Source organism: Sphingomonas yunnanensis, assembly GCF_019898765.1.
GTDB lineage: Bacteria > Pseudomonadota > Alphaproteobacteria > Sphingomonadales > Sphingomonadaceae > Sphingomonas > Sphingomonas yunnanensis.
Genome location: NZ_JAIOKB010000003.1, coordinates 462,014 through 489,000, shown reverse-complemented (window position 1 = coordinate 489,000; position 26,987 = coordinate 462,014). Strand labels below are relative to the sequence as shown.

General features: G+C 68.4%; 21 protein-coding genes. 11 read left to right on the top strand and 10 right to left on the bottom strand.

Annotated elements, in window-relative coordinates:
* Positions 1–84: 84 nt before the first annotated feature.
* From K7957_RS11775 to K7957_RS11755, 5 genes are all read left to right on the top strand, one after another.
* Positions 85–1,155, top strand: a complete 1,071-nt coding sequence (locus tag K7957_RS11775) for a hypothetical protein (RefSeq protein WP_223012169.1) — start codon at positions 85–87, stop codon at positions 1,153–1,155.
* A 64-nt stretch (positions 1,156–1,219) separates the two neighbouring features.
* On the top strand, positions 1,220–1,579 hold the full coding sequence (locus tag K7957_RS11770; RefSeq protein ID WP_223012168.1) for a hypothetical protein: 360 nt from the start codon (positions 1,220–1,222) through the stop codon (positions 1,577–1,579).
* On the top strand, positions 1,576–2,304 hold the full coding sequence (locus K7957_RS11765; protein ID WP_223012167.1) for a C39 family peptidase: 729 nt from the start codon (positions 1,576–1,578) through the stop codon (positions 2,302–2,304). The genes K7957_RS11770 and K7957_RS11765 overlap by 4 nt, the downstream gene beginning before the upstream one ends.
* Positions 2,301–2,981 carry a hypothetical protein gene (locus K7957_RS11760; RefSeq protein WP_223012166.1) on the top strand — a complete coding sequence of 227 codons (681 nt, stop codon included), beginning with the start codon at positions 2,301–2,303 and terminating at the stop codon, positions 2,979–2,981. Before K7957_RS11765 ends, K7957_RS11760 begins: the two co-directional genes overlap by 4 nt.
* Entirely contained in the window at positions 2,981–4,318 is a 1,338-nt protein-coding gene (locus tag K7957_RS11755) for a transporter (protein ID WP_223012165.1), read from the top strand. Before K7957_RS11760 ends, K7957_RS11755 begins: the two co-directional genes overlap by 1 nt.
* A gap of 465 nt (positions 4,319–4,783) precedes the next feature.
* Here the strand turns inward: K7957_RS11755 and K7957_RS11750 are convergent, their stop codons facing one another.
* Genes K7957_RS11750 through K7957_RS11740 form a run of 3 tightly spaced genes read right to left on the bottom strand, consistent with a single transcriptional unit; the run spans position 4,784 to position 9,166 of the window.
* Positions 4,784–6,568, bottom strand: a complete 1,785-nt coding sequence (locus tag K7957_RS11750) for a methyl-accepting chemotaxis protein (RefSeq protein ID WP_223012164.1) — start codon at positions 6,566–6,568, stop codon at positions 4,784–4,786.
* A 28-nt stretch (positions 6,569–6,596) separates the two neighbouring features.
* Positions 6,597–8,645 carry a TonB-dependent receptor plug domain-containing protein gene (locus K7957_RS11745; protein ID WP_223012163.1) on the bottom strand — a complete coding sequence of 683 codons (2,049 nt, stop codon included), beginning with the start codon at positions 8,643–8,645 and terminating at the stop codon, positions 6,597–6,599.
* A 2-nt stretch (positions 8,646–8,647) separates the two neighbouring features.
* Positions 8,648–9,166 (bottom strand): YfiR/HmsC family protein, encoded by a 519-nt coding sequence (locus tag K7957_RS11740; RefSeq protein ID WP_223012162.1) that lies wholly within the window; start codon positions 9,164–9,166, stop codon positions 8,648–8,650.
* Between the two features lie 377 nt (positions 9,167–9,543).
* On the opposite strand from K7957_RS11740, the gene K7957_RS11735 reads away from it, so the two are divergent.
* The 4 genes from K7957_RS11735 to K7957_RS11720 all read left to right on the top strand — a co-directional run bounded on the left by K7957_RS11735 (position 9,544) and on the right by K7957_RS11720 (position 13,219).
* Positions 9,544–9,993, top strand: a complete 450-nt coding sequence (locus tag K7957_RS11735; RefSeq protein WP_223012161.1) for a hypothetical protein — start codon at positions 9,544–9,546, stop codon at positions 9,991–9,993.
* Positions 9,994–10,126: 133 nt separating this feature from the next.
* Positions 10,127–10,333 (top strand): TOBE domain-containing protein, encoded by a 207-nt coding sequence (locus tag K7957_RS11730; RefSeq protein WP_223012160.1) that lies wholly within the window; start codon positions 10,127–10,129, stop codon positions 10,331–10,333.
* A 1-nt stretch (position 10,334) separates the two neighbouring features.
* On the top strand, positions 10,335–10,706 hold the full coding sequence (locus K7957_RS11725) for a winged helix-turn-helix domain-containing protein (RefSeq protein ID WP_223012159.1): 372 nt from the start codon (positions 10,335–10,337) through the stop codon (positions 10,704–10,706).
* A 110-nt stretch (positions 10,707–10,816) separates the two neighbouring features.
* Positions 10,817–13,219, top strand: coding sequence for a TonB-dependent receptor (locus K7957_RS11720; protein WP_223012158.1), 2,403 nt, complete (start codon positions 10,817–10,819; stop codon positions 13,217–13,219).
* 45 nt (positions 13,220–13,264) lie between these two features.
* Here the strand turns inward: K7957_RS11720 and K7957_RS11715 are convergent, their stop codons facing one another.
* Positions 13,265–15,043, bottom strand: coding sequence for an arylsulfatase (locus K7957_RS11715; RefSeq protein ID WP_223012157.1), 1,779 nt, complete (start codon positions 15,041–15,043; stop codon positions 13,265–13,267).
* A gap of 101 nt (positions 15,044–15,144) precedes the next feature.
* Positions 15,145–17,916 (bottom strand): TonB-dependent receptor, encoded by a 2,772-nt coding sequence (locus tag K7957_RS11710; RefSeq protein ID WP_223012156.1) that lies wholly within the window; start codon positions 17,914–17,916, stop codon positions 15,145–15,147.
* Between the two features lie 239 nt (positions 17,917–18,155).
* Here K7957_RS11710 and K7957_RS11705 point away from each other — a divergent pair, with 239 nt between their 5' ends.
* Positions 18,156–19,754, top strand: a complete 1,599-nt coding sequence (locus K7957_RS11705; RefSeq protein ID WP_246616982.1) for a sulfatase family protein — start codon at positions 18,156–18,158, stop codon at positions 19,752–19,754.
* A 17-nt stretch (positions 19,755–19,771) separates the two neighbouring features.
* Positions 19,772–20,638, top strand: coding sequence for a formylglycine-generating enzyme family protein (locus K7957_RS11700; RefSeq protein ID WP_223012154.1), 867 nt, complete (start codon positions 19,772–19,774; stop codon positions 20,636–20,638).
* A 229-nt stretch (positions 20,639–20,867) separates the two neighbouring features.
* On the opposite strand, the gene K7957_RS11695 is transcribed toward K7957_RS11700, so the two are convergent.
* The 5 genes from K7957_RS11695 to K7957_RS11675 all read right to left on the bottom strand — a co-directional run bounded on the left by K7957_RS11695 (position 20,868) and on the right by K7957_RS11675 (position 26,902).
* The gene (locus K7957_RS11695; RefSeq protein ID WP_343228387.1) at positions 20,868–22,106 is read right to left on the bottom strand and encodes a dicarboxylate/amino acid:cation symporter; all 1,239 of its coding nucleotides are present in this window, start codon (positions 22,104–22,106) and stop codon (positions 20,868–20,870) included.
* Between the two features lie 39 nt (positions 22,107–22,145).
* Positions 22,146–22,730 carry an FMN-binding negative transcriptional regulator gene (locus K7957_RS11690; RefSeq protein ID WP_223012153.1) on the bottom strand — a complete coding sequence of 195 codons (585 nt, stop codon included), beginning with the start codon at positions 22,728–22,730 and terminating at the stop codon, positions 22,146–22,148.
* Positions 22,727–23,698, bottom strand: a complete 972-nt coding sequence (locus tag K7957_RS11685) for an alpha/beta hydrolase (RefSeq protein ID WP_223012152.1) — start codon at positions 23,696–23,698, stop codon at positions 22,727–22,729. Before K7957_RS11685 ends, K7957_RS11690 begins: the two co-directional genes overlap by 4 nt.
* Before the next feature lie 127 nt (positions 23,699–23,825).
* The gene (locus K7957_RS11680) at positions 23,826–24,545 is read right to left on the bottom strand and encodes an AraC family transcriptional regulator (RefSeq protein ID WP_343228386.1); all 720 of its coding nucleotides are present in this window, start codon (positions 24,543–24,545) and stop codon (positions 23,826–23,828) included.
* 128 nt (positions 24,546–24,673) lie between these two features.
* Positions 24,674–26,902: a TonB-dependent receptor gene (locus K7957_RS11675; protein WP_223012151.1), complete on the bottom strand. Its 2,229-nt coding sequence runs from the start codon at positions 26,900–26,902 to the stop codon at positions 24,674–24,676.
* Positions 26,903–26,987: the final 85 nt, after the last annotated feature.

Sequence of the window (26,987 nt, the reverse complement as noted above, 5' to 3'; positions counted from 1 at the left end):
GGTGCCGCACCGCTCCTCCGACGACGGCGACGTCGCAGGAACAACAGGGGGCGTGGCGATCACGTGATAGCGAGGAACGCCGACATGAAAGCATTATTCTACCGCTCCTGCTCCGTCGCCGCGCTGCTGATCGCAGCCCCCGCGGTGGCGCAGACCGCCGATCCCAGCAACAGCGCGAGCGCGGGGCAGAACGCCGCCGCTGGCGGCTCCACCGCCACGACCGACAGCTCGAACAACTCGACCAACGACTGGTCGAACAGCTCGACGAACGACTGGTCGAACAACTCGACCGCCGACAATTCGGACAGCTCGACGACGGACAACTCGAACAGCTCTACCAACGATTATTCGAACAACGCGGTGACCACGTCGGACAGCTCGAACAATTCGACCAACACCGCGGACAGCAACAACTCCTCGACCTCGGATAGCTCGAACAACTCGACGACGACCACCGACGCGTCAAACAACTCGACCACGGACAATTCGGTGACCACCAGCGACAGCGGCAACGCCACCGCTTCCGCCGGCCGCGTCGCCGCCAACAACAGCGCGTCCGCGACCGACAACACCGACAACTCCTCGAGCGACTCGTCGAACAGCTCGACCAATACGACCGACAGCTACAACGACAACTCCACCACCACGACGACGACGACCACCACCGACGCGTCGGACAACTCGGCGACGGACAATTCGGACAGCTCGACGACGGACAATTCGAATAGTTCCACCACCGACAATTCCAACAGCTCCACGACCGACAACTCGAACAGCTCCACCAACAACAGCAACAACGACAGTTCGGACAACTCGACCGACAACTCGGTCACCAACAGCAACAACGACAGCTCGGATCACTCGATCTCGCTGGTCGGCACCTCCGCGACCGCCTCGGCCTCCAACGCGAACGTATTCGGTGACAATGCCATCGTCGCCAGCTCGACTCTGTCGAGCTACGTCACCGGCGTGTCGGTCAGCTTCGGCGGCGGCGGCGAGGGTGGCACCCCCGGCGCGGCCAACCAGCTGAGCAACAGCGGCGGCGCGTTCCAGAACTATGCCGGCATGCAGGCGCTCAACCAGAACACCGGCGTCGGTGCCTCGCAGAACGCGAGCGTGTCGGTCGCGGTGTCGACCGGCGACGTCACCTTCTGATGCCCTCGGGTCGGCGGCGGTGCCCACCGCCGCCGGTCCATCTTCGACCACGAGGAGCGTGCCCATGCCCCGCCTCTTCCCGCTCTATCCCTGGGCGCCGCCGCTGCTTCTGGTCGGCGCGCTCGCCGCCGCGCCCGCCGCGGCACAGACCGCGGCGACGCCCTTCGCCACCGCGGCGCTCGACGAGGGCGCGCTGGCGCAGATCGCCGGCCGCGAGGACACGCGCCAGTCGGCGCTGGCCGAGCAGAACGCCGGTGTTTCGCACAACAGCGTCGGCGACAACGTCCGAACCGGGGACGCGACGATCGATGGTCAGGCCTTTCAGAACATGTCCGGCCTCTCGGTGCTGAGCGTCAACACCGGCAACAATGTCGCGATCAACGCCGCGATGAACGTCACGATCGCGCTCTCGCCCACGCCATGATCCGGTTCGCGTCCGTCTGCCGGCCGATCACGGCTTCGCTGCTGGCGCTCGGCGCGACCACCTGCGCGAGCGACGTCGCGCCCGGCTCACGCTTCGTCGGTGGCGCCGGTGCGGGGCCGGTCGGCGACTATCGCGTGCCGGTCCGGTCGATGGCGGAGCGGCGCTTCGACGGCATCGTGCGCCAGCGCTACGACTTCAGCTGCGGCTCGGCCGCGCTCGCGACGTTGCTGCGCTACCACTATGACCTCGACGTGCGCGAGGATCTCGCCTTCCGCGGCATGTGGCTGCGCGGCGACCAGCAGCAGATTCGCCGTCTCGGCTTCTCGCTGCTCGACATGAAGCGCTGGCTCGCCAGCCGCGGGCTCCGCGCCGACGGCTACAAGGTGACGCTCGACAAGGTGCGCCAGACCGGCGTGCCGGGGATCGCGCTGATCGCCATCCGCGACTATCGCCACTTCGTCGTGGTCAAGGGCGTGAGCGCGCGCGAGGTGCTGCTCGGCGACCCCTCGAGCGGCATGACCGTGATGCCGCGCGCCGCCTTCGAACAGGCGTGGAACCGCATCTATTTCGTGCTCGCCGACGAGCAGCCGCTCGCCAGGACGCGCTTCAACCGCGAGGCGCAGTGGCTCGCCTACGCGCGCGCGCCGATCGGCGGCCGCTTCTCCGATCCGGTCAGCCAGCAGGCGCTGTCGATCACCGCGCCGTCCTATGGGGACATATCGTGAGCGGCGCGGCGCTGATGCTGCTCGGGCTCGGCCAGGCGATGTTCGGCGCGCTCGCGCCCGTGCCCGACGCGACGCTGGCGGAGGAACGCGGCGGCTTCATGCTGCCGGGCGGGATCGACGTCGCGCTGACGGTCCAGACGCAGACCGCGGTCGACGGAGCGGTCGTGCTGCGCACCGTCTTTCAGGCGAGCCAAGGCACACCGACGCTGACCGTCTACGCGCCGCGCGCGGGCGAGACCGTCGCCGCCGTGCCCACCGTGGGCGCCGGCGACGCCGGCGCGCGGGCACCAAGCGTGAGCTACGACACGCGCAGCGGCTTTCAGGTGACGCCCGGCACCAGCGCGCCGATGGTCGGCCTCGCCGCGACAGGCGCGACGACCTTGCCCGCGGGGCTCGAAGCGGTCGTCGGCGGCATGACCGATCATGGCGTGATCACGCAGGGGCAGCAGGGGCGCACGCGGACGGTGGAACTGAGCGGCAGCGATCTCACGGTGACCCACCTCGCCGGCAACGTCTTCGGCAGCGCGATCGCCAACGCGGGCAGCGACCGCGTGATCGACACGCAGACCAGCGTCGCGATCGACCTCGGCGCGGCGGGCGCCGAACTGCTCGCCGGTTCGGCGCTGCTGCGCGTCGGCGAGATCGCGGGCGCGGCCACCGCGATGCGGGCGCAGTGATGCGGCGAGTCGCGCTCGCGCTGCTCGCCTCGACGATCATCGCTCAGCCCGCCGAGGCGCAGCCGGCGCGTCCGCGCGCGCCGCTGCAGCGCCAGCTCGACCAGGCGCTCCGGCTGATCGAGGCGCAGCGCGGGCGGCTCGACGCGCAGGCGGCAGAGCTCGCCGAGCTGCGCCGCCGCGTCGACGCTCAGTCAGAGGCGGTCGCGCGCGCCGAGTCGGCGCCGCTGCCGCCGCTCGCCGCCGCGCCGCCGCGCGCGCCAGCGGTGACCGCGGCGCAGGGGGCGGCACCGGGCGCGCCGGGCGACCCCGCGGGCGTGCTCCAGCCGCCGCTCGAGCGCGTCGGCCAGGCGCCGGAGGACGCCGAGCAGCCGATCCAGCTCGCGGTGCTCGACAGCCAGTCGAGCGTCGTCACTCGCAAGGGCCAGCTCACCGGCGAGTTCCAGCTCGATTACGCCCGCGCCGACCGCAGCCGAACGGTGTTCCGCGGGGTCGAGCTGGTTGAGGCGGTGCTGGTCGGCGTGTTCGACATCAACGAGAGCCGACAGGACGTGCTCACCGCCTCGGCGGCGCTGCGCTACGGCCTCACCGACCGGTTCGAGCTGGGCGTGCGCGCGCCCTTCATCCATCGTGCCGATGCCTCGATCATCGCGCCGATCGCGGGAAGCACCAACAACGATCAGGCCGCGACGATCGACAGCTCCGTCAAGGGTACCGGCATCGGCGACATCGAGCTGACCGCGCGCTACCAGCTGCTCAGCGGCGGCAACGGCCGACCCTATATCATCGGCAATCTCCAGGGCGTGCTCCCGACCGGCACCGATCCTTTCGCGATCCGCCGCGACGACCTTGGCCGGCCGACGCGCGCGGCGACCGGCGCGGGCTTCTGGGGCATCGCGCCGAGCGTCACCGCGATCCTGCCGAGCGACCCGGTCGTGCTGTTCGGCACGCTCGGCTACACCTTCAACCTGCCGCGCGACGTCGACACGCGCATCCCGCCGGTGATCATCACTTATGTCGATCCGGGCGACGCGATCTCGGGGTCGGCGGGGATCGGCATCTCGCTCAACCAGCGCACCACGGTCAATTTCGGCTACGCGCACACCTGGGCGTTCGGGACGCGCACGCGCACCATGCTGATCGAGCCGACCGCGGCCTGGCCGGGCGAGCGCGAGACGATCTCGCGCGACCTCCAGATCGGTCGATTCCTGTTCGGCGTGACCTACCGCGTCACCGATCGTGCCAGCCTCAACTGGTCGGTCGAGGTTGGCGCCACCGAGGACGCCACGGACTTGCGCACCGTCTTGCGCGTGCCGGTGGTGCTACTTACCGGCGGATGAGGCACACGCGTCGCCTGAGTGGTGCCGCAGCTGCCCGGTCGATGTGAGCGGCCAGCTCCCGGACGACAACGCTGACCCCGAGCAGCACTCGCCCACGAAAGAGAACTCGCCTCGAGAGCTTTAGCCACGACGAGGCGCAGGCCAATGTCAGTACTCACCCGATCGACCGGGCGAGCGCCGCAGCTGCGATCACCGTCCCGGCGGGCGGGAATGCGCGTTCCGCTCGCCGCGTCTCCCGGACCGTCGCGCATCGATGCCGCGCGAGTTTTTGAAAGCTGAGGCGTGGAACGCCGCCATCGGCTCCGCAAGCGCCGCCTCTATCGTCGTGGCTCGCTCGGTTGGATCGAGCGCCAGCTTGCATTTACCGTCGAGCGCGCCCGCCCTCATCGCGCCGAGGTCGGCTGCGGCTCGGCGCCATTCCACCCCCGACGATCGTGCTCCTAACCGCCTGTCGCAGCTTCCTGCTTACCCCGCCAGCAGCGTCTGGGTGAAGCGCTGCGCGTCACCGGCGAGCAGCGATAGGGTGCGGTCGAGCGTGCGCGAGGCGTCACGGAAATGCTCCACCGAGGCGAGGTTGCGCTGCACCGAGGTGCCGATCCGCTCGCTCGCCGCCGCCAGCGATTGGCTACGCTCGCGCACCTCGCCGATCCGCGCGTTGAGTTGGTCGATCGAGCGCGCCTGGCCGCGCGACATCAGCGCCACCCGCCCCGCGCCCTCGTCCATCCCCGCGATCAGCGCGCCGAGACTGTCGGTGTTCGACACCATCGTCCCGATCGTGGCCTGCACCGCCTCGATCGTGCGACGCACGTCGCTGGTGGAGGCACCGGTGCGGCTCGACAGTGACTTGATCTCCGCCGCCACCACCGCGAAGCCGGCGCCCGCGCCGCCGGCGCGCGCCGCCTCGATCGTGGCGTTGAGCGCGAGCAGGTTGGTCTGCTGCGCGATCGCATCGATCACGTCGACGATCTGCTCGATCGTCGCCGCCTGCTGCTGCGACTGCGCCACCGCCGCCTGCGCCCCCTGCGCGTGGCGGTTGATCGAGCGGGCGGCACGGCTGGTGCCTTCCACCTCCTGGTCGATGTTCTCGAACGCGCCCGCGAGCGAGCGGGTCGCCTCGCCCGCCTCGCGCATCTCCTCGCTGAACTGGTGCGCGATCGTGTCGAGCTCGGCCGCGAGCGCGCGGTTGCCGGTCGCGGAGTCGGTGAGATCGCGCGCGCTGCGATCGAGGTGCGCCATCGCCGCCTGCGCGCCGCGGATCGCCCCCGCCATCTGCTCCTCGAAGGTCTGCGCCAGCGCGCGCAGCGTCTCTCGGCGGTGCGCCTCGGCCTCGCGCGTGGCGCGCGCCACCTCCTCGTCACGACGGCGTTCCTGGCGATGCGCTTCCTCGTGCAGTCGCGCGGTCTCGCGTGCCAGCTGCTCGGCCTCGCCGCGCTGCTGGTCGAAACGCCGCAGCGCCGTCACCATCTGTCCCAGCTCGTCGCGCCGGCAGAGTGCGGCGAGGTCGGGCGTGTCGCCGGCCAGCACCGCCTCGGTCGCCGCAGCGATGCTGGTGATCGAGCGCACCGTCGAGCGGCTGATCAGATAGGCCATCGCCACGCCCAGCACCGCCGCGAGTGACGACACGAGCACGATCGCCAGCAGCGTCGCCCGCGTGGCGAAGACGGCGCCGGCCGCGCCCGTGTCGGCGCGGGCCACCCCGGCGCGAGTCATCGCGCGCAGCCGCTGCTCGACCCGGTGCGCGTTCTCGCGGAAGGGCGCCACCATCGCCGCGCTGCTGGCGAAATCGATCTCGAGCATCGAGGTGATCACGCCGACGGTGGCGCGATATTCGCCGAGGTCGGCGAGCATGCCGTCCAGCGCGGTGCGCTCGCCGGGATGGCGCGCGCGGTAGCCCACCAGCTCGTCACGGACGCCGTCGAGATCGTGCTCGACCGCGGCGGCGCGCGCAGGCACGTCGGTGGTGGGGGCGGCCGCCTTGGCGATCAGCAACCGGTACAGCTCGGAATCCGCCATCTCGAAGCGCAGCGCGACGGCGTTGAGCTGGCTCAGGTCGCGCATGTCGACCTGGACGATGCGATGGACGCTGCGATCCGCCACCAGCAGCGCGGTGGCGCTCAGCGCCGCGATCAGCGCGAACAGCACGAGCATCAGCAGTGGCGTGGCGGCGACCTTGGCGGTGATCGGCCGGTCCGCTAGCCGCGCGCGTCGTTCGACGCGGTCGGCCAGCGCGGAGAGCGCGCTTCGCATCATGGGCGCGCGAGCGATGCTGCGCGCCGACTCACAGCGTCACGCGCACGCCGCCGCGCACGCGCCGGTCGGCCGGGATCGGCGAGCCGGTAGCGCCGGCGGCGAGCGACAGGTTCTCACCCGCGACGAACAGCTCGAGCGCGGGGGTGAGCCGGAAACCGCCGCGCGCGTCGAGCGCCACCGCGTCGTCGACACGGTAGAACAGCAGCTGCTGGGTCGTCGAGAAGGCGAACTGGCGCGTCGCCGCGGTGTAGCGCGCGAGTCCGCTCGCGTACCAACGCCCACCGTCATAGCCGAGCGCCACATTGGCCTTGTGCCGCGGCGTCGTCGCGCGCGGCGCCAGCGCGTAGGGCACGGGCAGCGCGGTGCCGGTGAGGTCGCCGTCGGTCTGCGTCCAGGTGTAATTGACACGCCAGTCGAGCGCGGCGACGCGCCCGCTCGCCTGCCACTCGGTGCCGTAGGTCGCATAGTCGCCCACCGCGGCGAAGCGCGCCGCCAGCACCGGGCTGGGCGTGAGGAACAGCTCCAGGTTCGGCCCCAGCCCATCGCCCGGCGAGGCGATCGCGTCGTCGGTGCGCGTGTAGAAAGCGGTCGCTTCCAGCCGCGTCGCGCCGAGCGCATGGGTATAGCCGAGCTCGCCGCTCCACACCGCCACCGGGCGGAGGCGCGGCGAGCCGGTGACCACGATCGGCACCGGCGTCGGCGCCGCCAGCGGCAGGCGAAAGCCGAAGCTCACCAGCGACGGCAGCTGATAGCCGCGCCCGCCGTTGAGCCGCAGTCGGCCGTTCGCGCCGGTCTGCACCACCAGCGCGGCGTTGAAGCTGAGCCGCGTGAAAGCGCGGTCGAACGCGGCCGGGTCGTCGAGCGCGGGCTGGACGATCGCGCCCGACTGGCCGAGCCACAACCGGTCGACCCGCGCCGCCGCGCTGACGCCGACGCGCTCGATCGGATGAAGGTCGAGCATCGCGTCGAACGAGCCCACGTCATAGGCGATCGTCTCGGCGAACTGCGCGGGACCGCGCATCCGGCTGTTGCGATACTCGCCGCCGATCCGCAGCGTGTCGTCGGTGTCGAGCCGGTAGAGCGCCGCCGCCTTCACCGCCACCAGCCGGTTGTCGATCGGCGCGCTGACACGGTTGACCCCGTCGCTGCCCTCGATGCCATAATCGGCGTTGAGCCAGTTGACGTAGCCGTTCAGCGAGGCGCCACCCCAGGCGGTGTCGTGCGTCAGCCCGGCGCGGACGTTGCTGCTGCGATAGCGCTGGTTCGAGAGCAGCTGGCTCGGCAGATATTCGATCTGTTCGTTGCTGGCGTGGCTACCACCGAGCGTCGCTTCGCTGGCGCCGAACCGCGCGCTAAGCTCGCCCGCGACCTGATCGGCGCTGACGTCGACGATCGGCGTCGGCGCGAGCAGCCCGTCACGGAGCCGGCGCTCGTCCTCGCGCAGTCGCCCGGCGCTCAGCCGCGCCCGCACCGTGCCGCCCAGCGGCAGCGACGCGGTGCCCGCCAGGCGCGACACGCCGTGGTCGCCGGCCGCCGCCGTGACGTGCGCTGAGGCAGCATCGCCCCCGCGCTTGGTGATGATATTGACCACGCCGCTCGCCGCATTGAAGCCGAACAGCGCCGCGGCGGGGCCGCGCACCAGCTCGATCTGCTGGATCTCTTCCAGCTGGACGCCGAGCAGGTTCCAGTCGGTCAGGCCGTAATGGTCGAGATAGACCTGGCGGCCGTCGACCAGCACTAGCAACCGCGCGTTGTAGGTCTGCACGCCGCCGCGCACCGCGACGTCGCTCTGCCCCGCGGTCCAGCGGTTGACGTCGACCCCAGCATAGCCCTTGAGCAGCCCAGGCACGTCGCGCGCGGGCGAGCGCGCGATCTGCTCGGCGGTGATGATCGTGACCGAGGCGGCGACCTCCGAGGCGCGCTGCGGCTTGCCGATCACGCTAGTGGTGACGGGTTCGCCGACCATCGCCTCGAGCGCGGAATAATCCACCGCCTGCGCGCTGGCCGGCACGGCGGCCGCGAGCGGGGCAAGCACCGCGCCGAGCGCGAGAGTGCGGCACAGCAAGAGCGCGGCCACGCTCAGATTTCCTTGACGAGCATGAGGAAGGCCGAGCCGAAGCGGGCGTTCGCGGCGCGCGCCGCGGCGCGGTTGACGGTGATCTGGACGCGCGCGCCGCTGCCGATCCCGACGACGCAGCGCGCCGCCTGGACGCAGGCGTCATCCGAGGTGATCGTGACCACCGAGCCGCGCGCCGCGGCCGCGGCGATCGCGCCCTGGTCGTCGCGCGTGCCCGCGGTGACGAAGGCGACGCGATAGCCGCTCAGCGAGTCGAGCGCCGTCACCGGCACCCTTTTGGTCCGCAACGTTGCCTTACCCGCGGCGGCGCCACCGCCGAGCGAGCGCTCGATCGCGGCGGCATCGGCCATCGAGGCGGCGTTGCCGGGAGCGACCACGATCGCGGCGGGCATGACGCCGCTCAGCGGCGGTTGCAGGAATGACACAACCCGTACCGCGATCGGTACGTTCAACTCCGCCCGCAACGGCAGCGGGGCCACAACGCTGCCCGCCACCACTGCTGCCCCGATCAACTCTCTCACGTGACCTAACCCCAAAGCCTGAGGCGGACCTAGCCGGGCCGGGTCACCATATGATTAACGATGCGGTGACATTGCGCCTGTGGCGACTTCGTCGACCTGCCGACGCGTGCGTCCACGCACGTCCAAGTCTGAAGACGAAAGTTGATTTTCATGACGCCTGAAGTCGGCGACGTCACCTCGTGATGAACACTGAACTTCGAGCTGCCGATATCGCTACGACCCAGGCTGATCCTGAGTAGTGCGTCCTCGGCGGTGCCGGCATGGTCACTCGCATACCCTCCCTCCCCAGCTCGCCCGTGGTGAAGCTGGCGTAAGCTGCACGGCCTAGCTCGCGCCGGAGCGTCGCCGCTCTCGCGCTGCGACCGGAGAGAACAATCATGGCCACCACCGTCACCCGAATGCGCGACCGCGCGCTGGCAGAGCGCCGCGAGCTTGCGGAAGTCGTTATCGGTGGGATCGTGGTGGAGGCGCGCGCACGCCAGGACCGCCGGCGTCCACCGGCCAGGAAAGAGGATGTCCCCAGTCGGACGACGTACCCGGCGCCCGCGGCCATCACGCCGATGCCGACGGTTCGCGTCCCACCATCGACCGTCGCCCAGATGGAAGATCCTGCGTCCATGCGGTCGGCCGCAGTGCTCGCAGCGGCCCTGCGCCCGCTCGAAACGGACGAAGCGGGAGATGTGCGGCCGATCGACAGGATAAAGGAAGGCATGCTCAGGACGGATCGGCATCGTTCTCCTCCCCTTTCCTACCGACGCCTGCCGCAGATGCGCGGGCGTCAGGCACTTGAGCCGGCATGGAGCGGTAGACCGTCCCACGCGAGATGATCGGATTTTGGGAGGATTGCGGCCGGACGGCTTTAGGGTACCTCTGCGTCCTTTCGACAAGGGTGGCGGACGTCCTACGGCTCAGGCACGGTGATTTGGCCAGCCATAGCCGGCGTAGACATGAGGAGCTAAGATGAAGCTGAGTGCCCGCAATCAGATCTCCGGTAAGATCACCTCGATCACGCCTGGTGCCGTCAACGGCTCGATCAAGGTCGACATAGGAGGCGGCAACATCGTCACTGCGAGCATCACCGAGGAGGCGGTCCAGGAGCTTGGCCTTACCGAGGGGGACATTGTTACAGTCATCGTCAAGGCTAGCGACGTGATGATCGGCAAGTGAGATGAAGATCGGCCCGCTATGGCTGAAGCTGCAGATAGCCTGCGGCGATGCGCTCGCTCTAGGACCCGGGAAGGCCGATCTTCTCGAGGCCATCGGTGCGCATGGGTCGATCACGGCCGCGGCACAAGCGCTTGGAATGAGCTATCGCCGCGCATGGATGCTCGTCGACGAGATGAACCGCTGCTTCGAGCCGGCTCTCGTCGAGACGCTGAAAGGCGGCGGACGCGAGCGGGGCGCGCGGATCACTCCTACGGGGCAGAACGTGCTCGAAGCGTATCGCGAGATGGAGAGAGAGGCAGCGCGCATCGCCGATCATGCGGCCTATGAACGGTTGCGCTCTCACCTGCGCGACCAGCCCCGCCCACAGGAGTGACGCCAAGACGATACGTCACCTGGCACCTTGACTATATACGGCAGAATACCGTCTCGATATACGGCGGAACATAATGGCGCGGCGATGACCGCGAACTGGGGTGTTCCACGATGTCGACGCGTCTCGCAGTGTTCCTGTGTGCGGTAGCCATGCCTGCGCTGAGCGAAGCCGCGCTCGCTCAGAACGTACCCTTCGCGACTGGCGCGGCGCCCAAAGGCACGACAGCTGTAGGCGACACTGACGGCCTGCCCGACGTCACCGTGACCGCGAGGCGTCGCGCAGAGAATGCCCAGCACGTGCCCACTTCGCTGTCGGTCGTCGGCGGGAATCTCATCGACCGAAGCTACACGGTGAACACGCAGGGGCTGACGACGCTGATCCCCAGCCTCAACTACTCGTCGGCCAACCCGCGCAACACCGCCTTCACGATCCGCGGGCTTGGCTCCAGCGTCGTCGCTGTGAGCCAGGCCAATGACGGGTTGGAGCCCGGCGTCGGCTTCTATGTCGACCAGGTCTATCACGCGCGGCCCGCGACGGCGGCATTCGACTTCGCCGACATCGAGCAGGTCGAGGAGCTGCGCGGCCCGCAGGGGACGCTGTTCGGCAAGAATACCACCGCCGGCGCGCTCAACATCACATCGCGCGCGCCCAGCTTCACGCGGGAAGGCTTCGCCGAGCTGTCCTACGGCGAGTACAACTTCGTTCAGGCCAAGGGCTGGGTCTCCGGCCCGATCACCGACAGCATCGCCTACCGCGTCTCAGGCGTGTCGACACGCCGTGATGGCGTCATCAGCAACGTGCGCACGGGGCGCGATACCAACACACTCGGCACGCAGGCGGTGCGGGGCCAGCTGCTGTTCAAGCCCGACGACGTGATCCAGATGCGTCTGATCGCGGACTTCACCAACTTCCAGGCCTATTGCTGCGGACAGGTATACCTGCGCGCGGGCACCAGCCTGCGCGCAGCCGGTCGACAGTTCGGCGGCCCGAGCGGCTTAGCTGCGCAGTTCGGCTACGCACCCGCCAGCACCAACCCCTATGACCGCAAGACCGACATCGACGGCCCGCTCGGCGTGGACACCAACGAGGGCGGCGTCAGTGCGATCACCGACTGGAACCTGGGCTTCGCCACGCTGACCTCGGTCACCGCATGGCGCTTCTGGAACTGGGACGCGGAGAACGACCGCGACTATACCGGCCTTCCGGTGCAGCTCTCGCAGCACATCCCCTCGCGCCAGGACCAATATAGCCAGGAGTTGCGCCTCGCCTCGAACGGCGATGGTCGGCTGTCCTATGTCGCCGGCCTCTACGGCTTCCGCCAGCGGCTCACCGGTCGTCCCATCAGCATCTACGGCCCCGCGGCCGCGCGCTACCTGATCGGCACGACCACCGGCGCCAACAACACGCCCGTGCCGTCCAACCTGCTCGACGGCTACGGCCAGGACGGGCGGACAGACTTCCGCAGCCTCAGCTATGCCGCGTTCGGCGAGGTCAACTACCGGATCGTCCCCGCGGTCACCGCGACACTCGGGCTACGCTACACGCAGGAGGACAAGGACGGCTACTACACCACCACCGTCTCCGGCGGCCCCGCGACCACCAGCACCGCGCTGATCAACGCGAGACTCGGCGTATTGCGGCCGCAGAGTTACGAGGCGCACGACAGCGACGGCAGCCTGTCGGGCCGCGGCAATCTCGCCTGGCAGGTGACCGGGCAGACCATGGCCTATGCGAGCTACGCGCGCGGCTTCAAGTCGGGCGGGATCAACATGTCGGGCCTGCCGCTCGACAATGCCAACCAGCCGGTGCTCGCCACCGCGGTGGTGCGGCCCGAGCGCAACGAGACCTATGAGGTCGGGGTCAAGAACACGCTGTTCGACCGGCGGCTGATCCTCAACCTCGACGCCTTCTACACCAAGGTGCACGACTTCCAGGCGACCGTGGTCGAGAACTCGCTGACGCAGACGGCGCAGCTGCGCGGCTACCTCTCGAACATTCCCGAGGTGACGGTGAAGGGTGTCGAGGCCGAGGTCACCGCGCTGATCCTGCCCGGCCTGAGCGCGCGCACCAGCGTGGCCTATTCCGACGGCGAGTACAGCGACTATCCCGCGGGGCCCTGCCCGCTCGAGGTGCAGACCGCGGCGACGACCCAGTGCAGCCTGACCGGCCGCCGCCTCGCCTCGCTGCCGCGCTTCGCCCTCACCGCCGGACTCGACTATGTCCGCCCGCTCGGCGACGGGGCGCTGACGCTCCACGTCGATACCGCGTCGCGAAGCGGCTATAACGGCGATCCGAGCCTGTCTCGCTTCACCTACGTCCGCGGCTACAATCTCACCAACGCCAACGTCGGTTACCGTTTCGCCAGCGGGCTGGAGCTGATCGTCTGGGCGCGCAACCTGCTCGACGCCGACTATATCCAGAACCTGACGATCCAGGCAGGCAACTCCGGACTGATCCTCGGCAGCCCGAGCGATCCGCGGACGATCGGGGGAACAGTCCGCGCTCGCATCTAGTTCGGACCGGGCGCTAGCGGAGATGGCCAGCTAGTTGCCCACGGCTCAGTCAGACTGAAAAGATCGCGCGGTCTCGATGCGAGCGCGAACCCCGACCTCTCTCGCCCAACCATCCCAGAGCCCTTCCAAGCGCCTGACGACAGCAGCGTTTTGAGCAGCTACGTCCGTGGTTTCGGTGCGATCGTTACCGAGATCGTAGAGCTCCCAAGCGCGATAAACGGGCGAGCTTGGACCAGGCGCTCGAGCGACCAACTTCCATTGACCATCGATCACGGCGCGCGATCCCTCGTGCTCGAAAAAGAGCGGTCGCTGACGGGCGACCGCGCGCCCCTTCAGAGCACCGTCCAGAGACACGCCGTCGACGGGTGCTCGGCTGGCTCTCGGCGTGACATGAGCCAGCGCCAACAAGGTCGGTGTGACATCGACGACGTGCGCCGCGTCGGCGACGGTCATGCCCTCGCGGGATCCCATGTGACCAGGCCAACTCATCATGAAGGGCGTGTGAGTCCCGCCCTGATAGGCCTCGGCCTTCCACCAGCGAAATGGCGTGTTGGCTGCGCTAGCCCAGTAGCTCCCGATCGTCGCCATCGTCGTCTCGCCGCCGATGGCTGCTACCTCCGGGTACTCGCCATACTGGACACGTCGGCCGTCCCGGGTCTCGCTCCAGCGATCGTAATCGGCATAGGTCATGATCTCAGGGGAGGCGCCATTGTCGTTCAGGAACATGATGACCGTCTTCTCGTACTGCCCGCTGTCTTTGAGTGCCTTGATCAAGCGGCCGATCCCCTGATCCATCACGTCGATCATGGCCGCATGTGTGGCCATCTTCCGGACCTGAACCGCGCGTTCCGCAGCGGTCAGGTTGCTCCAGGCGATGCCGGCATTGTTCTCGTATCCCTTGTCCAGCGCCGGCACTTGATTTGTCGCAGGGTCAATCAGGCCTAGGCTTATCTGTCGCGCGTACCGATCTGCTCTCAGCCGCTCCCAGCCGTCGGCATAGCGCGGCAGATATTTCTGGATCACCTTCTCGGGTGCCATCAGGGGCCAGTGAGCCGCAGTGTACGCCACGTACATCATGAAGGGCTGAGTGCCACCGCCGAGCCGCCGAACCTCGCTGACGGCGTGATCGCTGATCGCGTCGGTCAGGTAGAAGCCCTTCGGCACCGTCTGGACGGGCGTGAAGTCGTCCACCAGGCTGAAAGGATCGTAATAGTCGTCGATTCCCCAAATTGTACCCCAGTGATGCTCGAACCCGCGCGCGGCGGGGTAGGTAGTGCGGTCGCCGAAGTCGCGATCACGGTACGCCTGATGGTTGAGCCACTTCAATTGCTCGGTGCGCTCCTTGAGCGGCACGGCCGCGGTCAGGTGCCACTTGCCGATCATCGTCGTCGCGTAACCTGCGTCCCGAAGCTCCTCCGCGACCGTCGGCACGTCCTTGGCCAGACTGTTGCCGTTCTCGCCCATATTGACCCGGTGGGGATAACGCCCCGTCAGCAGGCTGGCGCGCGACGGGCAGCACCGCGACATGTTGTAGAAGTTGCTGAACTTGAGCGAGTGGCGGGCAAGCTCGTCGAGGTTGGGCGTGTCGATCTCGCCGCCGAAGGCGCCGATGTCGCTGTACCCGATGTCGTCTCCCATGATCACGATCATGTTCGGTCGTTCGGCGGAACGAACGAGCGGCACCGCCGCTTTGACGACCGAAGGTGTGCTCGGCGACGCAGGCTGCGCGATCGCCGTAGCGCATGCGAAGGACGCAGCTACAGCAACGCCGCTTCTTAGCATTTGCAGCAGCCGCGACCGTGCGTGGGAAGCGTGGGCGGTCATGGTCTCTCCCCTTCCGTCTTCTTCTATGCGGGTGAAGTTCCCGCGTCCGCCTCAATGATGGACCTTTACGTGGGCCTGTGCTCCACACCGTGCGGCAGATCTCAGAATACGCCCCGAACGCCGACGACGAAGCGCCGATCGGCAATGCGCTCCTGCGTCAGGGGGCCATCGATGAAGATGGCGTTCTCCTTGTTGGGCGAGGCCGTCAGATTGACGCCCGAGAAGGTGACAGCGAACTTGGGGTTGATGTCGATGCTGACGGAGGCGTTAACCTGACTCCGCTTGTCCTGGTACAGAGGGAGATTGTTGGTCACGTCGGTCGCCTCGGTGCGCAGGAATGGATCGCGATAGGTGTAGCGGACACGCGCGTTGATCCCGTATTTCTCGAAGAACAAGGTGACGTTGTAGTTGTTCTTCGACAACTCCCTAAGGCCGAAAGGAATGGTGACCGACTGGCCACCCACAAGAGCGGCGGGTACGGTGAAGGGCACCGAGCGCTTGCCATCCTGATAGGTATAGTTGGCGATCACGCCGAAGCCGCTCAGCGCGCCGGGGAGGTAGGTGAAGCTGTGCTGGAAGTCGACTTCGATGCCCTTCAGCGTGGCGTCGCCCTGGTTCTGTGGCTGGTTTACTCCGGTGCAGATGCCGACGGCGCCGGTCAGGTCCACCGCGACCGGATTGAAGATGCCGCCGATACAGTTGGCCTGGTTGAAGAAGCCGACCGCTTCGTCGCGGAGCACCGGGGGTTGCGCGATGGTGACGACCAGATCGTGGTATTTCTTGTAGAAGCCGCCGACCGAGAAGATGCTGTTGCGGTCGAAGTACCATTCCACTGCGGCATCGAACTGATCGACCGTCTGTGGCTTAAGATCGGGATTGCCAACGCTGACGTAGTTGGCGACGACAGGGAAGACGGCACTCGGCGCGAGCTGAGAGAAGTCGGGTCGCCGCAGCGAACGGCCGTAGGATGCGCGCAGCAGCACGGACTCGACCGGCTGCAGGCTCAGGATCGCATCCGGCAGCAGGTACGAATATTCCTGGGTCGCCACTCTCGGCGTTGACGTGCCGCCGGTGACGAGCAGGCCGGAGGCGGTCTGCTTGGTGTGCACGTATCGAGCGCCCAGCTCGGCACGCACGTTCATGCCGAAGGTGTCGCCCTCGAGGTTGAGTTTGCCATATCCGGCGTACGTCCGCTCTTTCACCGAGAAGCGGGCGCTGAGGTCTTCCGGCGGTGTGGCGGCCAGCCCGACGGCGGCGCGGGCGGCGGCCGGATCATCGGTCAACGCGCCAGCGACCACGAAGCCACCGAGGTAGCGGTCGCCGGTGAAATCGAAGAAGTCTGTCGGCGCCTGCCGATAGAGGCCGGGCTGCGAAGCTGCGCTGACGCCGGGGAAGGTCGCCGAGACCTGCGTCGTCTTGTCACGTCGTGAATCCGTCTGATTGAGGCGCGCACCGAGGTCGATCGACTTCAACGGGCCGAGATCCGCCGCCCAGTGCAGATCCATTCGCTGCGCATTCTCGACGTTGTGGAAGCGGGTATAATTGTCGCGCGCGATGAAGGTCGAGTAATAGGCTGGGTTCGCGAGGTTCGCCGCGAGCGGGCTCGATGCGTCGGGGGCCAGGTACAGATCGTCGCGCGTGAGATCGAAGAGAAGCGGCGGGCTGATCCGACCTGCCGCGGTGTTGAAGCCCGCACCAGGATTGGAATATTGCGCCACAAGCTGGAAGTTGGCGTCAAGCGTGTCCGACCCTGCCCGGCTTGCCTCGAACTTGAGAGTGAACGGCCCGTGCTCCCACTCGCCGCCTCCCGCGACAAGGTACGACTCGGTGTCGCGCGTGGGGCTCTCGCCCGTGGAGCGGAATTGTACGCCGCTGAGCGTACCCTGGGTCATCTGGCGGTAGCTGACGCCACCCGACTGACGCGTCTCGAAGCGCGCGTTGGTCAGCGGAAGCTCGGTCAGCGGCGGCTGGAGGAACACGCCCGGCTGATCCCCGTCGTTCTGCTGATTGACATAGGTACCGTCGACGAAGAGCTTGAGCGCGCTCGTCGCCTGCCACTCGGTCGAACCGCTCACGGTCTTGTTCTCGCGGTGACGTCGCAGGAAATACTGTCCTACGAAGTTGGGAGCGAGGTACGGGTCGGCGATCCCGTCGCCGGTCACATCAACACCGGTGCGCGGCGCGTAGCGGACGTTCAGTGTGTCCTCGCGCACGTCCTGCGTCTGGTAACTCCCCGACAGCACGACACCGATCGCGCCGATGCCGGTGTCGAAGGTCCGTCCGAAAACCCCGGAGACGGTCGGATTGTAGCGGTCCGCCTGGTCGGCATATTCCATCTGCGCCCGGATGGCGGCCAGCGGCTGCTTCAGCCCCAAGCCGCGATAGGTCCGCAGATCGACGATCCCGCCGACCGAGCCTTCGACCTGGTCGGCCGTCGGCACCTTCGTGACGCGCACCGAAGCGATGATCTCTGCCGGAACGTCGTCGAAGCTGATGCCGCCGCGCGCATCCCCCGAGGGCGTCGTGACGCGGCCGTTGATCAGCACGAGGTTCTGCGACGACCCTCGGATCGACACCGAGCTGCCCACGCCGGCGGACCGATCGATCTGGATGCCCGTCACGTTCTCCAGGACCTCGGCGAGGTTCTGGTCAGGCAGTTTGCCGACGTCTTCGGCGTTGATGACATTGACGACGTTGATCGCGTCGCGCTTCTCGCTGATGGCGCTTCGGATTGATTGCCGGATGCCGGTCACGACGATGTCGCCGCCGTCTTGCGCCAGCGCGCTCGACCCTGCGTCGACCGCCTGGTCCGGGGTACCCGACACCGTCGTCTGTGCGCCAGCGGCGCCTGCCCACAGCGTCGCGAGCGCCACGCCTGATAGCACCCGCGCTCGCGCGATAGTCTTGAGCCGGTTTCTCACGTCTTCCCCCTTCGCCCTGCCAGCTCGCGATCTTGATGACGAACTTCCCCTTGTCGTCTTGCGCGGCCGTGCCGCTTGGAAAGGAGCAAATCCGCTGGCAGGGTCAACATAGACAACTCGATCAACGCCAAAGCTGAAGTTTAGCGGCTCGGATCGACCGCGCCGCTATGGCGTCGATGAGGAGTGAAGAGATGGCATTCTCGACGACGCGGCGCGCGCTGCTTGCAGGCACTGCCGCAATGGGCCTGCTTGGACGAGCTTCCGCTCGGGTGACGGGTCACAATCGTTTGCCAAACATCGTTGTCATCTACGCCGACGATCTCGGCTATGGTGACGTCGGCTGCTACGGCGCGACCGCTGTCCGAACGCCGAACATCGATCGGCTCGCGGCGGAAGGCCTTCGTTTCACCAACGGTCATGCGCCAGCGGCTACATGCACGCCATCGCGCTATGCGTTGCTGACGGGGCGCTACGCGTGGCGGCAGGATGGCGCCCATATTTTGCCGGGCGACGCACCGGCTCTCATTCGACCGGGCACGACGACACTCCCCTCGGTGCTACGCGGCGCCGGATACCGTACCGGGGTCGTCGGCAAGTGGCACCTCGGGCTCGGTGATGGACACATCGACTGGAACCAGGACATCGCGCCAGGGCCGCTCGAGATCGGCTTCGAATATTCCTACATCATCCCGGCGACGATCGACCGGGTGCCGTGTGTGTACGTCGAAGGCAGGCGCGTGGTGGGTCTCGATCCAGCCGATCCGATCCAGGTAGACTACCGCCAGAAAGTCGGGTCGGATCCCACCGGTCGCGAGAACCCTGATCTGCTGAGATTAAAGCCGAACGACGGCCATGACGGCACGATCGTCGATGGCGTGAGCCGCATCGGCTTCATGAGCGGCGGCACGACAGCCCGTTGGAAGGACGAGGAGATGGCGGACCATCTGGCCGGGAAAGCCAGCGCCTTCATCAGAGCCAGCGTGCGTGCCGATCCGTCCAGGCCCTTCTTCCTCTATTTCGCCCCGAACGAGGTGCATGTTCCGCGACTCCCGGCGCCGCGCTTCCGCGGTGCGACGACGATGGGCACGCGCGGCGACGTGATCGTTGAACTCGACTGGTGCGTCGGAGAGGTGTTGCGAGCGCTGGCCGACGCAGGCGTGGAGCGCGATACGCTGGTGGTGTTCAGCAGCGACAACGGACCCGTGCTGAACGACGGATACGACGACGAGGCCGTGGCCAAGGTCGGGACGCATCGACCAGCGGGACCTTTTCGCAGCGGCAAGTACAGTATCTACGACGGCGGCCTGCGCGTGCCGATGATCGTCCGCTGGCCGGCCGGCGTGAAGGCCGGCCAAACGTCCTCAGCGCTGATCGATCATGTCGACTTGACTGCCAGCCTCGCGGCGTTGGTCGGGCAGCCTTTAGCATCGGACGCGGCCGTCGACAGCTTCAACATGCTCGCTCCGCTACTTGGGCGCAGTCGCGAAGGCCGTCGCTTCGTCATCGAGGAGGCGAGCACCGTCGTTTCAGAGAAGGCGACGCTGGTCAAAGATGCTGGCGGGAGCATCCTCGCACTGGTGGAGGGCCCTTGGAAGCTGATCCGCGCGAGTGGCGGGGCGGCTAACTTCCACGGCAACGACATCGGTGCCGCCGCGGCTCCGCAGCTGTTCAATCTGCTTCACGATCCCGACGAGAAAGAAGATCTATCCTCTCGGCAGCCAGAGCTGGTGCAGGCGATGGATCGCCGGCTGGCAGCCATGGTGGCAGCCGGCCGGACGCGACCGCGATGAGGAGCCGGCACGCTGGCATGAAGCGCGTTCCTGCGGGGAAGTTCGCAATGGGATCGAATGACTTCTACCTGGACGAACGTCCGGTTCGTCAGGTCGAGGTGGACAGCTTCTGGATCGACGAGACGCCGGTCACGAACGCGCAGTTCGCTCGCTTCGTGAAGGCGACCGGACACGTCACGTTCGCCGAGATCCCGCCTGATCCGACCGACTATCCAGGCATGGACCCCGCTCTCGCTGCGCCGGGCTCGATCGTGTTCGTGCCGCCAACTCATCCGGTTGAGCTTGAGGGCGATCCGGTCTGGTGGCAGTTCGTCCTCGGTGCCGATTGGCGGCATCCGCTCGGCCCCGGCAGCTCGATCGAACAGCTTGCGAGACACCCCGTCGTCCACATCGCGCATTCCGATGCCACGGCCTATGCAGCCTGGGCGGGTAAGTCACTGCCGACTGAAGCCGAATGGGAATATGCGGCACGAGGCGGTCTCGAGGGCGCTCCATATGCCTGGGGTGACGACTTCATGCCAGAGGGCCGCCGGATGGCACAAACCTGGGTCGGTATCTTTCCCTGGCACAATGCGGCGCCGCCGCATCGAACGCGGACAGCGCAGGTGCGGAGCTATCCCGCAAACGGGTATGGGCTTTACGATCTGATTGGCAATGTCTGGGAATGGACAGCCGACCGCTACACGGATGCCGATGAGAGCGCGAAAGCGCCTCGCTGTTGTGGAGGTTCGGCCGTTGATCCGGTCACGGACCGGTACGTGGCCAAAGGGGGGTCACACCTATGCGCTCCGGAGTATTGCCAGCGTTACCGCCCCGCCGCGCGCTGGCCTCAACCGAAGGACACTACGGCCTCCCACATGGGTTTTCGGTGCGTGATGCGGTAGCTGAATTGGTAAAGGTGCTGACCTCTTGCCTGTGAGGAAGCGGAGGCTTGAAAGCGGTCGTTCAAAGGCTTCTGCCCGCCTCTGAATTCTACCCACTGGATCCTATCGGTGCCTAGGCCCACTGAAGGTGCCACGAAGCGATCGCGCTTCCTTGGTTTAAGCGTTTGCGGCGTCTGCCCTGTCTTGGCGGACGCCCCAGAAGCGGTCGCACCTGGCGCCCTTTAGGCGATCAAGTCGGGGGTGACGATCCCGGGCCAAGGTCGCGCACGCCGACGATGCGCAGCACCGCCAGGTCGGCGGTGACGTTCCCTAGAGTGCGGAAGATGTCGGGCACCGTCTCGATCGCCAGCAACAGCGGCAGCAGCGTCACAGGCACGCCCATGGCGAGGCAGACCGGCGCGATCACCGCGAAGAACGACACCTGCGCCGGGAGCCCGACCGCGGCCACGCTCACCGTCGCGGCGACCACCGCGCCCAGCCCCAGCGTCGCCGCGCCGAGCGCGACGCCGTGCACCGCCGCGAGATAGGTCGCCACCGCGACGTTCGCCGCCGCGGTGGTGGCGCGGAACAGCGACACCGCGAGCGGCAGCACCACGCCCGCGGCCTCGTCGCGCATGCCCAGCGCGGGCGCCGCCGCCACCATCGCGGGCAGCGAGGCGAGCGATGATTGCGTGCTCACCGCGATCACCTGGGCCGGCAGCGCGGCGCGCGCGAAACCAAGCGGGCTGATCCGCCCGAGCACCGCCGCCGCGGCATAGGCGAGCGCGATCGAGGCGAGCGCGACGCCGACGATCACAGCGACATAATGTGCCAACACCCCCGCCGCGCCTCCGCCGAGCACAAGCCCGACCCCGATCGCGAGCGCGAACACGCCGAGCGGCGCCACCCACAACACCCAGCCGACGATACGCAGCATCGCCTGCGCCACGCCCGTGAAGACCTGCGCGAGCGCCGCGCGCGGTCCGGGCTCGATCCCGTTGGCGGCGAGGCCGAACAGCAGCGCGAAAACGACCAAAGGCACCATCGCGCTCTCGGCCGCGGCGCGCACTGGGTTGGTCGGCACGATGCTGCCGAGCCAGTCGGCCGCGGCGGGCACCGCCGGCCCCGACCCGCTCACGGCTGCGGGCAGCGCCGCCGCGGCCGCGGGCAGCGGCACGAGCTGGAGCAGCAGCGCGGTGGCCGCGGCGCCGACCAGCGCCGCCGCGAGCAGCAGCAGCGCGAACCAGCCCAACGCGCGCGCCGCGAGCCGTCCACCCGCGGCCTGCTCGGCGGCGCGCATCACCCCGGTGACAAGCAGCGAGAAGACCAGCGGCACCACCGTCATCGTCAGCGAGTCGAGCCACAATCGGCCGACCGGCTTGGCCACACCGGCGACCGCGGGTGCCGCCGCGCTGCCCGCCAGCAGCGCCCCCGCGACCAGCCCCAGCACCAGCCCGGCGAGGATCCGCGCGGAGGGGCCGCTCAGCACGCGACCGCCGCGCTGGCGCTCAGGCGGGCAGGGGCGCGGTCAACTCGCATCGTCGGGGCGGTTCCTCAGCATGGCGGCGACCAGAGCCGCGTCGGTGTGCCCGGCGACGATCTCGGCGAAGGTCGCCGCGCGCTCGTCCTGGCCGAGCTTGAACTGCGGCTCGCACGAGGCGATCCGCGCGCGGAAGGCGACGACGTGGCGCGCGAGCTCGTCGAAGCGCGCGCCCATCTGCTCGGGCCGCCACCCGCCCGCAGGTTCGAGCTGTGCGGCGAGGCGGCGCAGCGCGTCGTCGGTCTCCTCGGGCACGAAGGTGATCGTCGCGACGATCCGCAGCGCGGCATAGTTCCAGGTCGCGCCCCAGGTCGGGTTCGAGACCAGCCGCGGCGAGACATAGCCTTCGGGGCCGCGGAAGAGGATCAGCGCGCGCGGGTCGCGCTCGAAGGCGGCGACCTGCGGGTTGCGACGGGGATAATGGCCGACCAGCGCCACCAGCCTGCCGTCCGCGTCGCACTCGGCGACGAGCGGGAGCAACGTGGCGTCATGGTCGTCCGACACTACCCAGGCGAGCGGGTAATCGCGGATCAGCTCGCCGATCTCGTCGGGTGAGTGCGGTACGAAGCTCACGCTCTCGCGTGCCGCAGCACCGCCGCGAGCCAACGCGCGGCGTCGTCGAACGCCGCGTCGGCCAGCGACGAGACGGACACCGCCTCGAGGAAGCTGTGCGTCGCGCCGAGGTAGACGCAGGCCTCGACCGCGACCCCGGCGGCATGGAGCCGCTCCGCCATGGCGCGGTTGGCGTCGGCGAGGATGTCGCACTCGGCGATCGTCACGAACGCGGGCGGCAGGCCGGTCAGGTCGGCGCGCGCGGGGACCACCAGCGGGTCCTTGAGCGTCGCGGGCTCGCCGGCATAGGCGCGCCAGAATTGGTCCATCTCCGCGATCGTCAGCATATAGGCCGGGCCGTCGTAGCGCGCGTAGCTCGCCGTCGGCGCGGGATCGAAGGCGCCGTAGTTGAGCAGCAGCGCGGCGGGCAGCGGCTCGCCCAGGTCGCGCAGCCGCAGGCTCATCGCCACCGCGAGATTGGCGCCGGCCGAGTCACCGCCCACCGCGATCCGGTCCGCCGCGATGCCGTGCGTGGTGGCCCCGTCGCGCAGCTCCCGATACGCCGCGACCACCTCGTCGAGCGCGACCGGGAAGCGCGCCTCGGGCGCCAGGCTGTAGTCGATCCCGACGACCACGACATCGGCGCGCGCGGCATATTCGCGCATCAGACGGTCATGCGTGTCGATGCTGAACATCGTCCAGCCGCCGCCGTGCACGTACAGCAGCGCCGGCCGCGGCGTCCGGCTCGTGCCCGGGTAATGGAAGCGCGCGCGGCAGCCGGCGAGCGTGCCGTCGCGCGTCTCCGCCATCCCCGGCCCGCCGGCGCGCCACGGCGCGCGCACCACCTCCGCGGCGGCCCGGCGCTCGAGCAGCGGCAGCGCGGCGAAGTCGGAGAACTGCCCATAGCCGTGGTTGAGCGCGACGACGAAGCGGCGGATATCGGGATCGACGTCGTCGTGCGCGGCGAGCGCCTCGGTGGTGAGAGTCATGCGTCCTGCTCCTCGCGCGGGCGCTGGCGGCCCGTCGCGCTGTCCCGTTCTCGCCCGTCGCTCTCGCACGGCTCGGGGCCCCCCGCCCCTACCCGCGCGGGCCGATCATGCGCGCGCGCGGGCCGCGTCACGGCAGCGCGTAGAGGCTGGGCGGTACGCCATAGGCGCGGCGGAACATCGCGGTGAAGGCGCTCGGGCTGTCATAGCCGACGTCGAACGCGATCGTCGTGACCGAGCGCCCCGCCGCCATCAGCGACAGCGCCTCCATCAGCCGCACCTGCTGCCGCCACACCGCCAGCCCCATCCCGGTCTCGCGCTTGAACGCGCGCGTGAAGGTGCGCCGCCCCATGCCAGCGACGCGCGCCCAGTCATCGACGTCGCGGTCGTCCGCCGGCTGGGCGAGGATCGCGCGGCAGACCCGCAGCAGGCGCGCGTCCGCCGGCATCACCGCGCCATAGGGAGCCAGCGGCATCGCGGCGATCTCGTCGAGCAGCACCGCGACGATGCGCCCGTTATGGCCCTCCGCGTCATAGTCGGCGCCGAAGGACACGACCTTGAGGATCAGCGCCTTGAGGAAGTCGCTCACCTCGATCACGCGGCACGGCGGCGGATCGGGGTAGAGCGTTGGGTCGACGTAGAGCGTGCGCAGCGACACGGGGCCGCGGCACGACACCTCGTGACGCTGCCCCGCCGGCAGCCACAGAGCGCGCTGCGGCGGCACGACGAAGCTGGTCGACGGCGTCTCCACCGACATCACGCCCGAGCAGGCGTACAGCACCTGGATCCAGTCGTGCGCGTGCATCGGGTCGACGAAGCCCGCGCCATATTCGTCGGTGAGCCCGCGCACCGGTGGTGCTGCACGGGCATCCGGCCCGGTCACGATGCTGGCTGGTCCATCGTCGTAAAGCTGCCACGCGCACCGCTGCGCGACAAGCCCGCGGGACGGCCCCGCGACGACGGCCGCCGCCCCGCCCCTCACCGCAGCGCGAAGCGCAGGTTGGCGCCCACCGTGCGCGGCCGCGTCACGCTGCCGGCGAAGGAGAAGGGCGCGTTGAGGATGCCGTAGGTGTCGAAGAGATTCTTGGCGAACACCCCGGCGTCGATGCCGTCGCCGAGCCGGATCGCCGCGTTGAGATCGACCAGGCTGTAGTCGCCCTTCTGCAGCGTCGCGCCGAACGCAACCGGTGCCGCCGACAGATAGCGGTGCGCGATGCCGATGCGCGGCCGCAGCGGCGAGCCGCGCAGCTCCCAGTCGAGCTGGTTGGCGATGATCCAATCGGAGGCGCCGGGCAGCTGCGTGCCCGCGGCGTATCCGCCTCCTGCCGCGTTGCTGTCGGGCAGCAGGCCGGAGAGCCGCGCGTCATTGTAGGTGACGTTGGCGCTGTAGGTCAGATTGGATGTCGGGCGGAAGACCAGCGACAGCTCGACACCGTCGATCTTCGCTCCGCCGCCGTTGACGGTATAGGCGTCGAAGGTGACGGGCGTGAACAGCCGCGATTGGATGTCGTTCCACTTTATGTGGAACGCGGCGATGTCGAACGACATCGCGCCTGGCACCAGCTCGAACTTGGCGCCGACCTCGTAATTCTGCGTGCTGTCGCTGCCGAACGTCAGCGGCGTGCCCGACGCCGCGCTGTAGACGTTGACGCCGCCGATGCGGAAACCCTCGGAGTAGAGGCCGTAGAGCGTGAAGCGGTCGCTCGGCTTGTAGGCGAGCGACACCTTGGGGACGAAGCCCGACTGTTTCTGCGAGCCGGGCTGATAGTCGAACGGCGCGATCAGCGCGGCGTTGGGCAGGAACTGCAACCGCGGCCGTGATTCATACTGGAAGACGCGGCCGCCGAGCGTCAGCGTCACCTGGTCGAAGAAGGTGTAGGCCAGCTCGCCGAAGGCGGCGATCTCGCGCACGCGGTTGGTGCTGACGGTGCGCCGCAGCAGGTCGCCCGGCGCGATCACGCTGCTGGGCTGGCCGTCGAAGTCGCCGGGGTTGGCGTCGATATAGTCGGCGATGCCGTCGAGCCGCGCGCCGTCGGTCGAGTCGGACCGCAGCCTGGTGTAATTGGCGCCGATCAGCCAGGTGAACGGCCCGGTGCCGCTCGAGGCCAGCCGCATCTCGCCGTAGTACGTGGTGGACTTGCCGATCGAGCTGGAGAGCTGCGGCGTGCCGGTCCGCGCGTCGATGCCGAGGAAGATCGAATCGTCGAACGCCAGATCGGCCTTCTTCTGCGTGTAGCTGCCGATCGCGGTGAAGTTGGCAAAGCCGAGCTCCTGGTCGAGCCGCAGGCTGTACAGCTGGATCTCGGTGTCCTGATATTCGTCGACGTTGGTGTTCCGCTCGAACGTCTTGGGGTTGTCGCCGAACAGCACGTAGGTCTGATCGTCGAGGTCATATTCCTGGTACATCGCCAGCGCGGCGAGCTTGGTCGTCGCGCCCGGCTGCCACACCACCGAGCCGCGCAGGCCGCGCACGCGCAGGTCGTTGCTGCCCTTCTCGCCGGTGCCGATGTTGTCGAGATAGCCCGCGTCGTAGCGCTGCAACGCCACCAGCCGCACCGCCAGCTTGTCGTCGACCAGCGGCACGTTCACCATCGCCTTGGCGGCGTAGCTCGCCTCGCCCGCGCGCCGCGTGCTCGAGACGATGCCCTCCGCCCCGGCGTCGAGCCGGGCGGGATCGGCCTCGTTGACGACGTAATTGACCGCGCCGCCCAGCGACGAGGAGCCGAACAGCGTGCCCTGCGGACCGCGCAGCACCTCCACCTGCTTGACGTCGAACGCGTCCACGTCGGGGATGACGAGCGGGAAGCCCGGCTCCACCAGCGGGATCTGGTTGATGTAATAGCCCGTCGTCGCCTGGTTGGCCTCGTGATAGGTGGTCGAGGCTACGCCGCGGATCACCACCTCGGAGACCCCGGGCTGATAGTCGTTGAAGACCACGCCCGGCACGCGCGTGATATAGTCCGATAGGCTCTGCGCGTTGAGCCGCTGCAGGTTTTCCTGCGTCACCGCGGAGACCGATCCGGCGACGTCGCTCGCGGCCTCGTCGCGCTTGGTGGCGGTGACCACGATCTCGCGCTCGCTGCTCCCGTCCGCGGTCGCGTCGGTCGCGGTGGATGCGGTCTGCGCCGCCGCGGTGGTGCTCGCAAGCGTCACCGCTGCCGCTGCCAGGATGCTCGCCCCCGCGAGTTGTGAAACGATCGTGCGCATCGCCGCCCCCATTCTTTTCAACAATGCCGTCGGAGATCGTAGTTGACGCTGTTTCTTGCGGCGTGGCCGCGCGGACAGGGCCGAT

Bases quoted from the DNA above. Each gene is read 5' to 3' on its own strand.
- K7957_RS11775 (WP_223012169.1), top strand. From the start codon at position 85: ATGAAAGCATTATTCTACCGCTCCTGCTCCGTCGCCGCGCTGCTGATC.
- K7957_RS11770 (WP_223012168.1), top strand. From the start codon at position 1,220: ATGCCCCGCCTCTTCCCGCTCTATCCCTGGGCGCCGCCGCTGCTTCTG.
- K7957_RS11765 (WP_223012167.1), top strand. From the start codon at position 1,576: ATGATCCGGTTCGCGTCCGTCTGCCGGCCGATCACGGCTTCGCTGCTG.
- K7957_RS11755 (WP_223012165.1), top strand. From the start codon at position 2,981: ATGCGGCGAGTCGCGCTCGCGCTGCTCGCCTCGACGATCATCGCTCAG.
- K7957_RS11750 (WP_223012164.1), bottom strand. From the start codon at position 6,568: ATGATGCGAAGCGCGCTCTCCGCGCTGGCCGACCGCGTCGAACGACGC.
- K7957_RS11735 (WP_223012161.1), top strand. From the start codon at position 9,544: ATGGCCACCACCGTCACCCGAATGCGCGACCGCGCGCTGGCAGAGCGC.
- K7957_RS11730 (WP_223012160.1), top strand. From the start codon at position 10,127: ATGAAGCTGAGTGCCCGCAATCAGATCTCCGGTAAGATCACCTCGATC.
- K7957_RS11725 (WP_223012159.1), top strand. From the start codon at position 10,335: ATGAAGATCGGCCCGCTATGGCTGAAGCTGCAGATAGCCTGCGGCGAT.
- K7957_RS11720 (WP_223012158.1), top strand. From the start codon at position 10,817: ATGTCGACGCGTCTCGCAGTGTTCCTGTGTGCGGTAGCCATGCCTGCG.
- K7957_RS11715 (WP_223012157.1), bottom strand. From the start codon at position 15,043: ATGACCGCCCACGCTTCCCACGCACGGTCGCGGCTGCTGCAAATGCTA.
- K7957_RS11705 (WP_246616982.1), top strand. From the start codon at position 18,156: ATGGCATTCTCGACGACGCGGCGCGCGCTGCTTGCAGGCACTGCCGCA.
- K7957_RS11700 (WP_223012154.1), top strand. From the start codon at position 19,772: ATGAAGCGCGTTCCTGCGGGGAAGTTCGCAATGGGATCGAATGACTTC.
- K7957_RS11685 (WP_223012152.1), bottom strand. From the start codon at position 23,698: ATGACTCTCACCACCGAGGCGCTCGCCGCGCACGACGACGTCGATCCC.
- K7957_RS11675 (WP_223012151.1), bottom strand. From the start codon at position 26,902: ATGCGCACGATCGTTTCACAACTCGCGGGGGCGAGCATCCTGGCAGCG.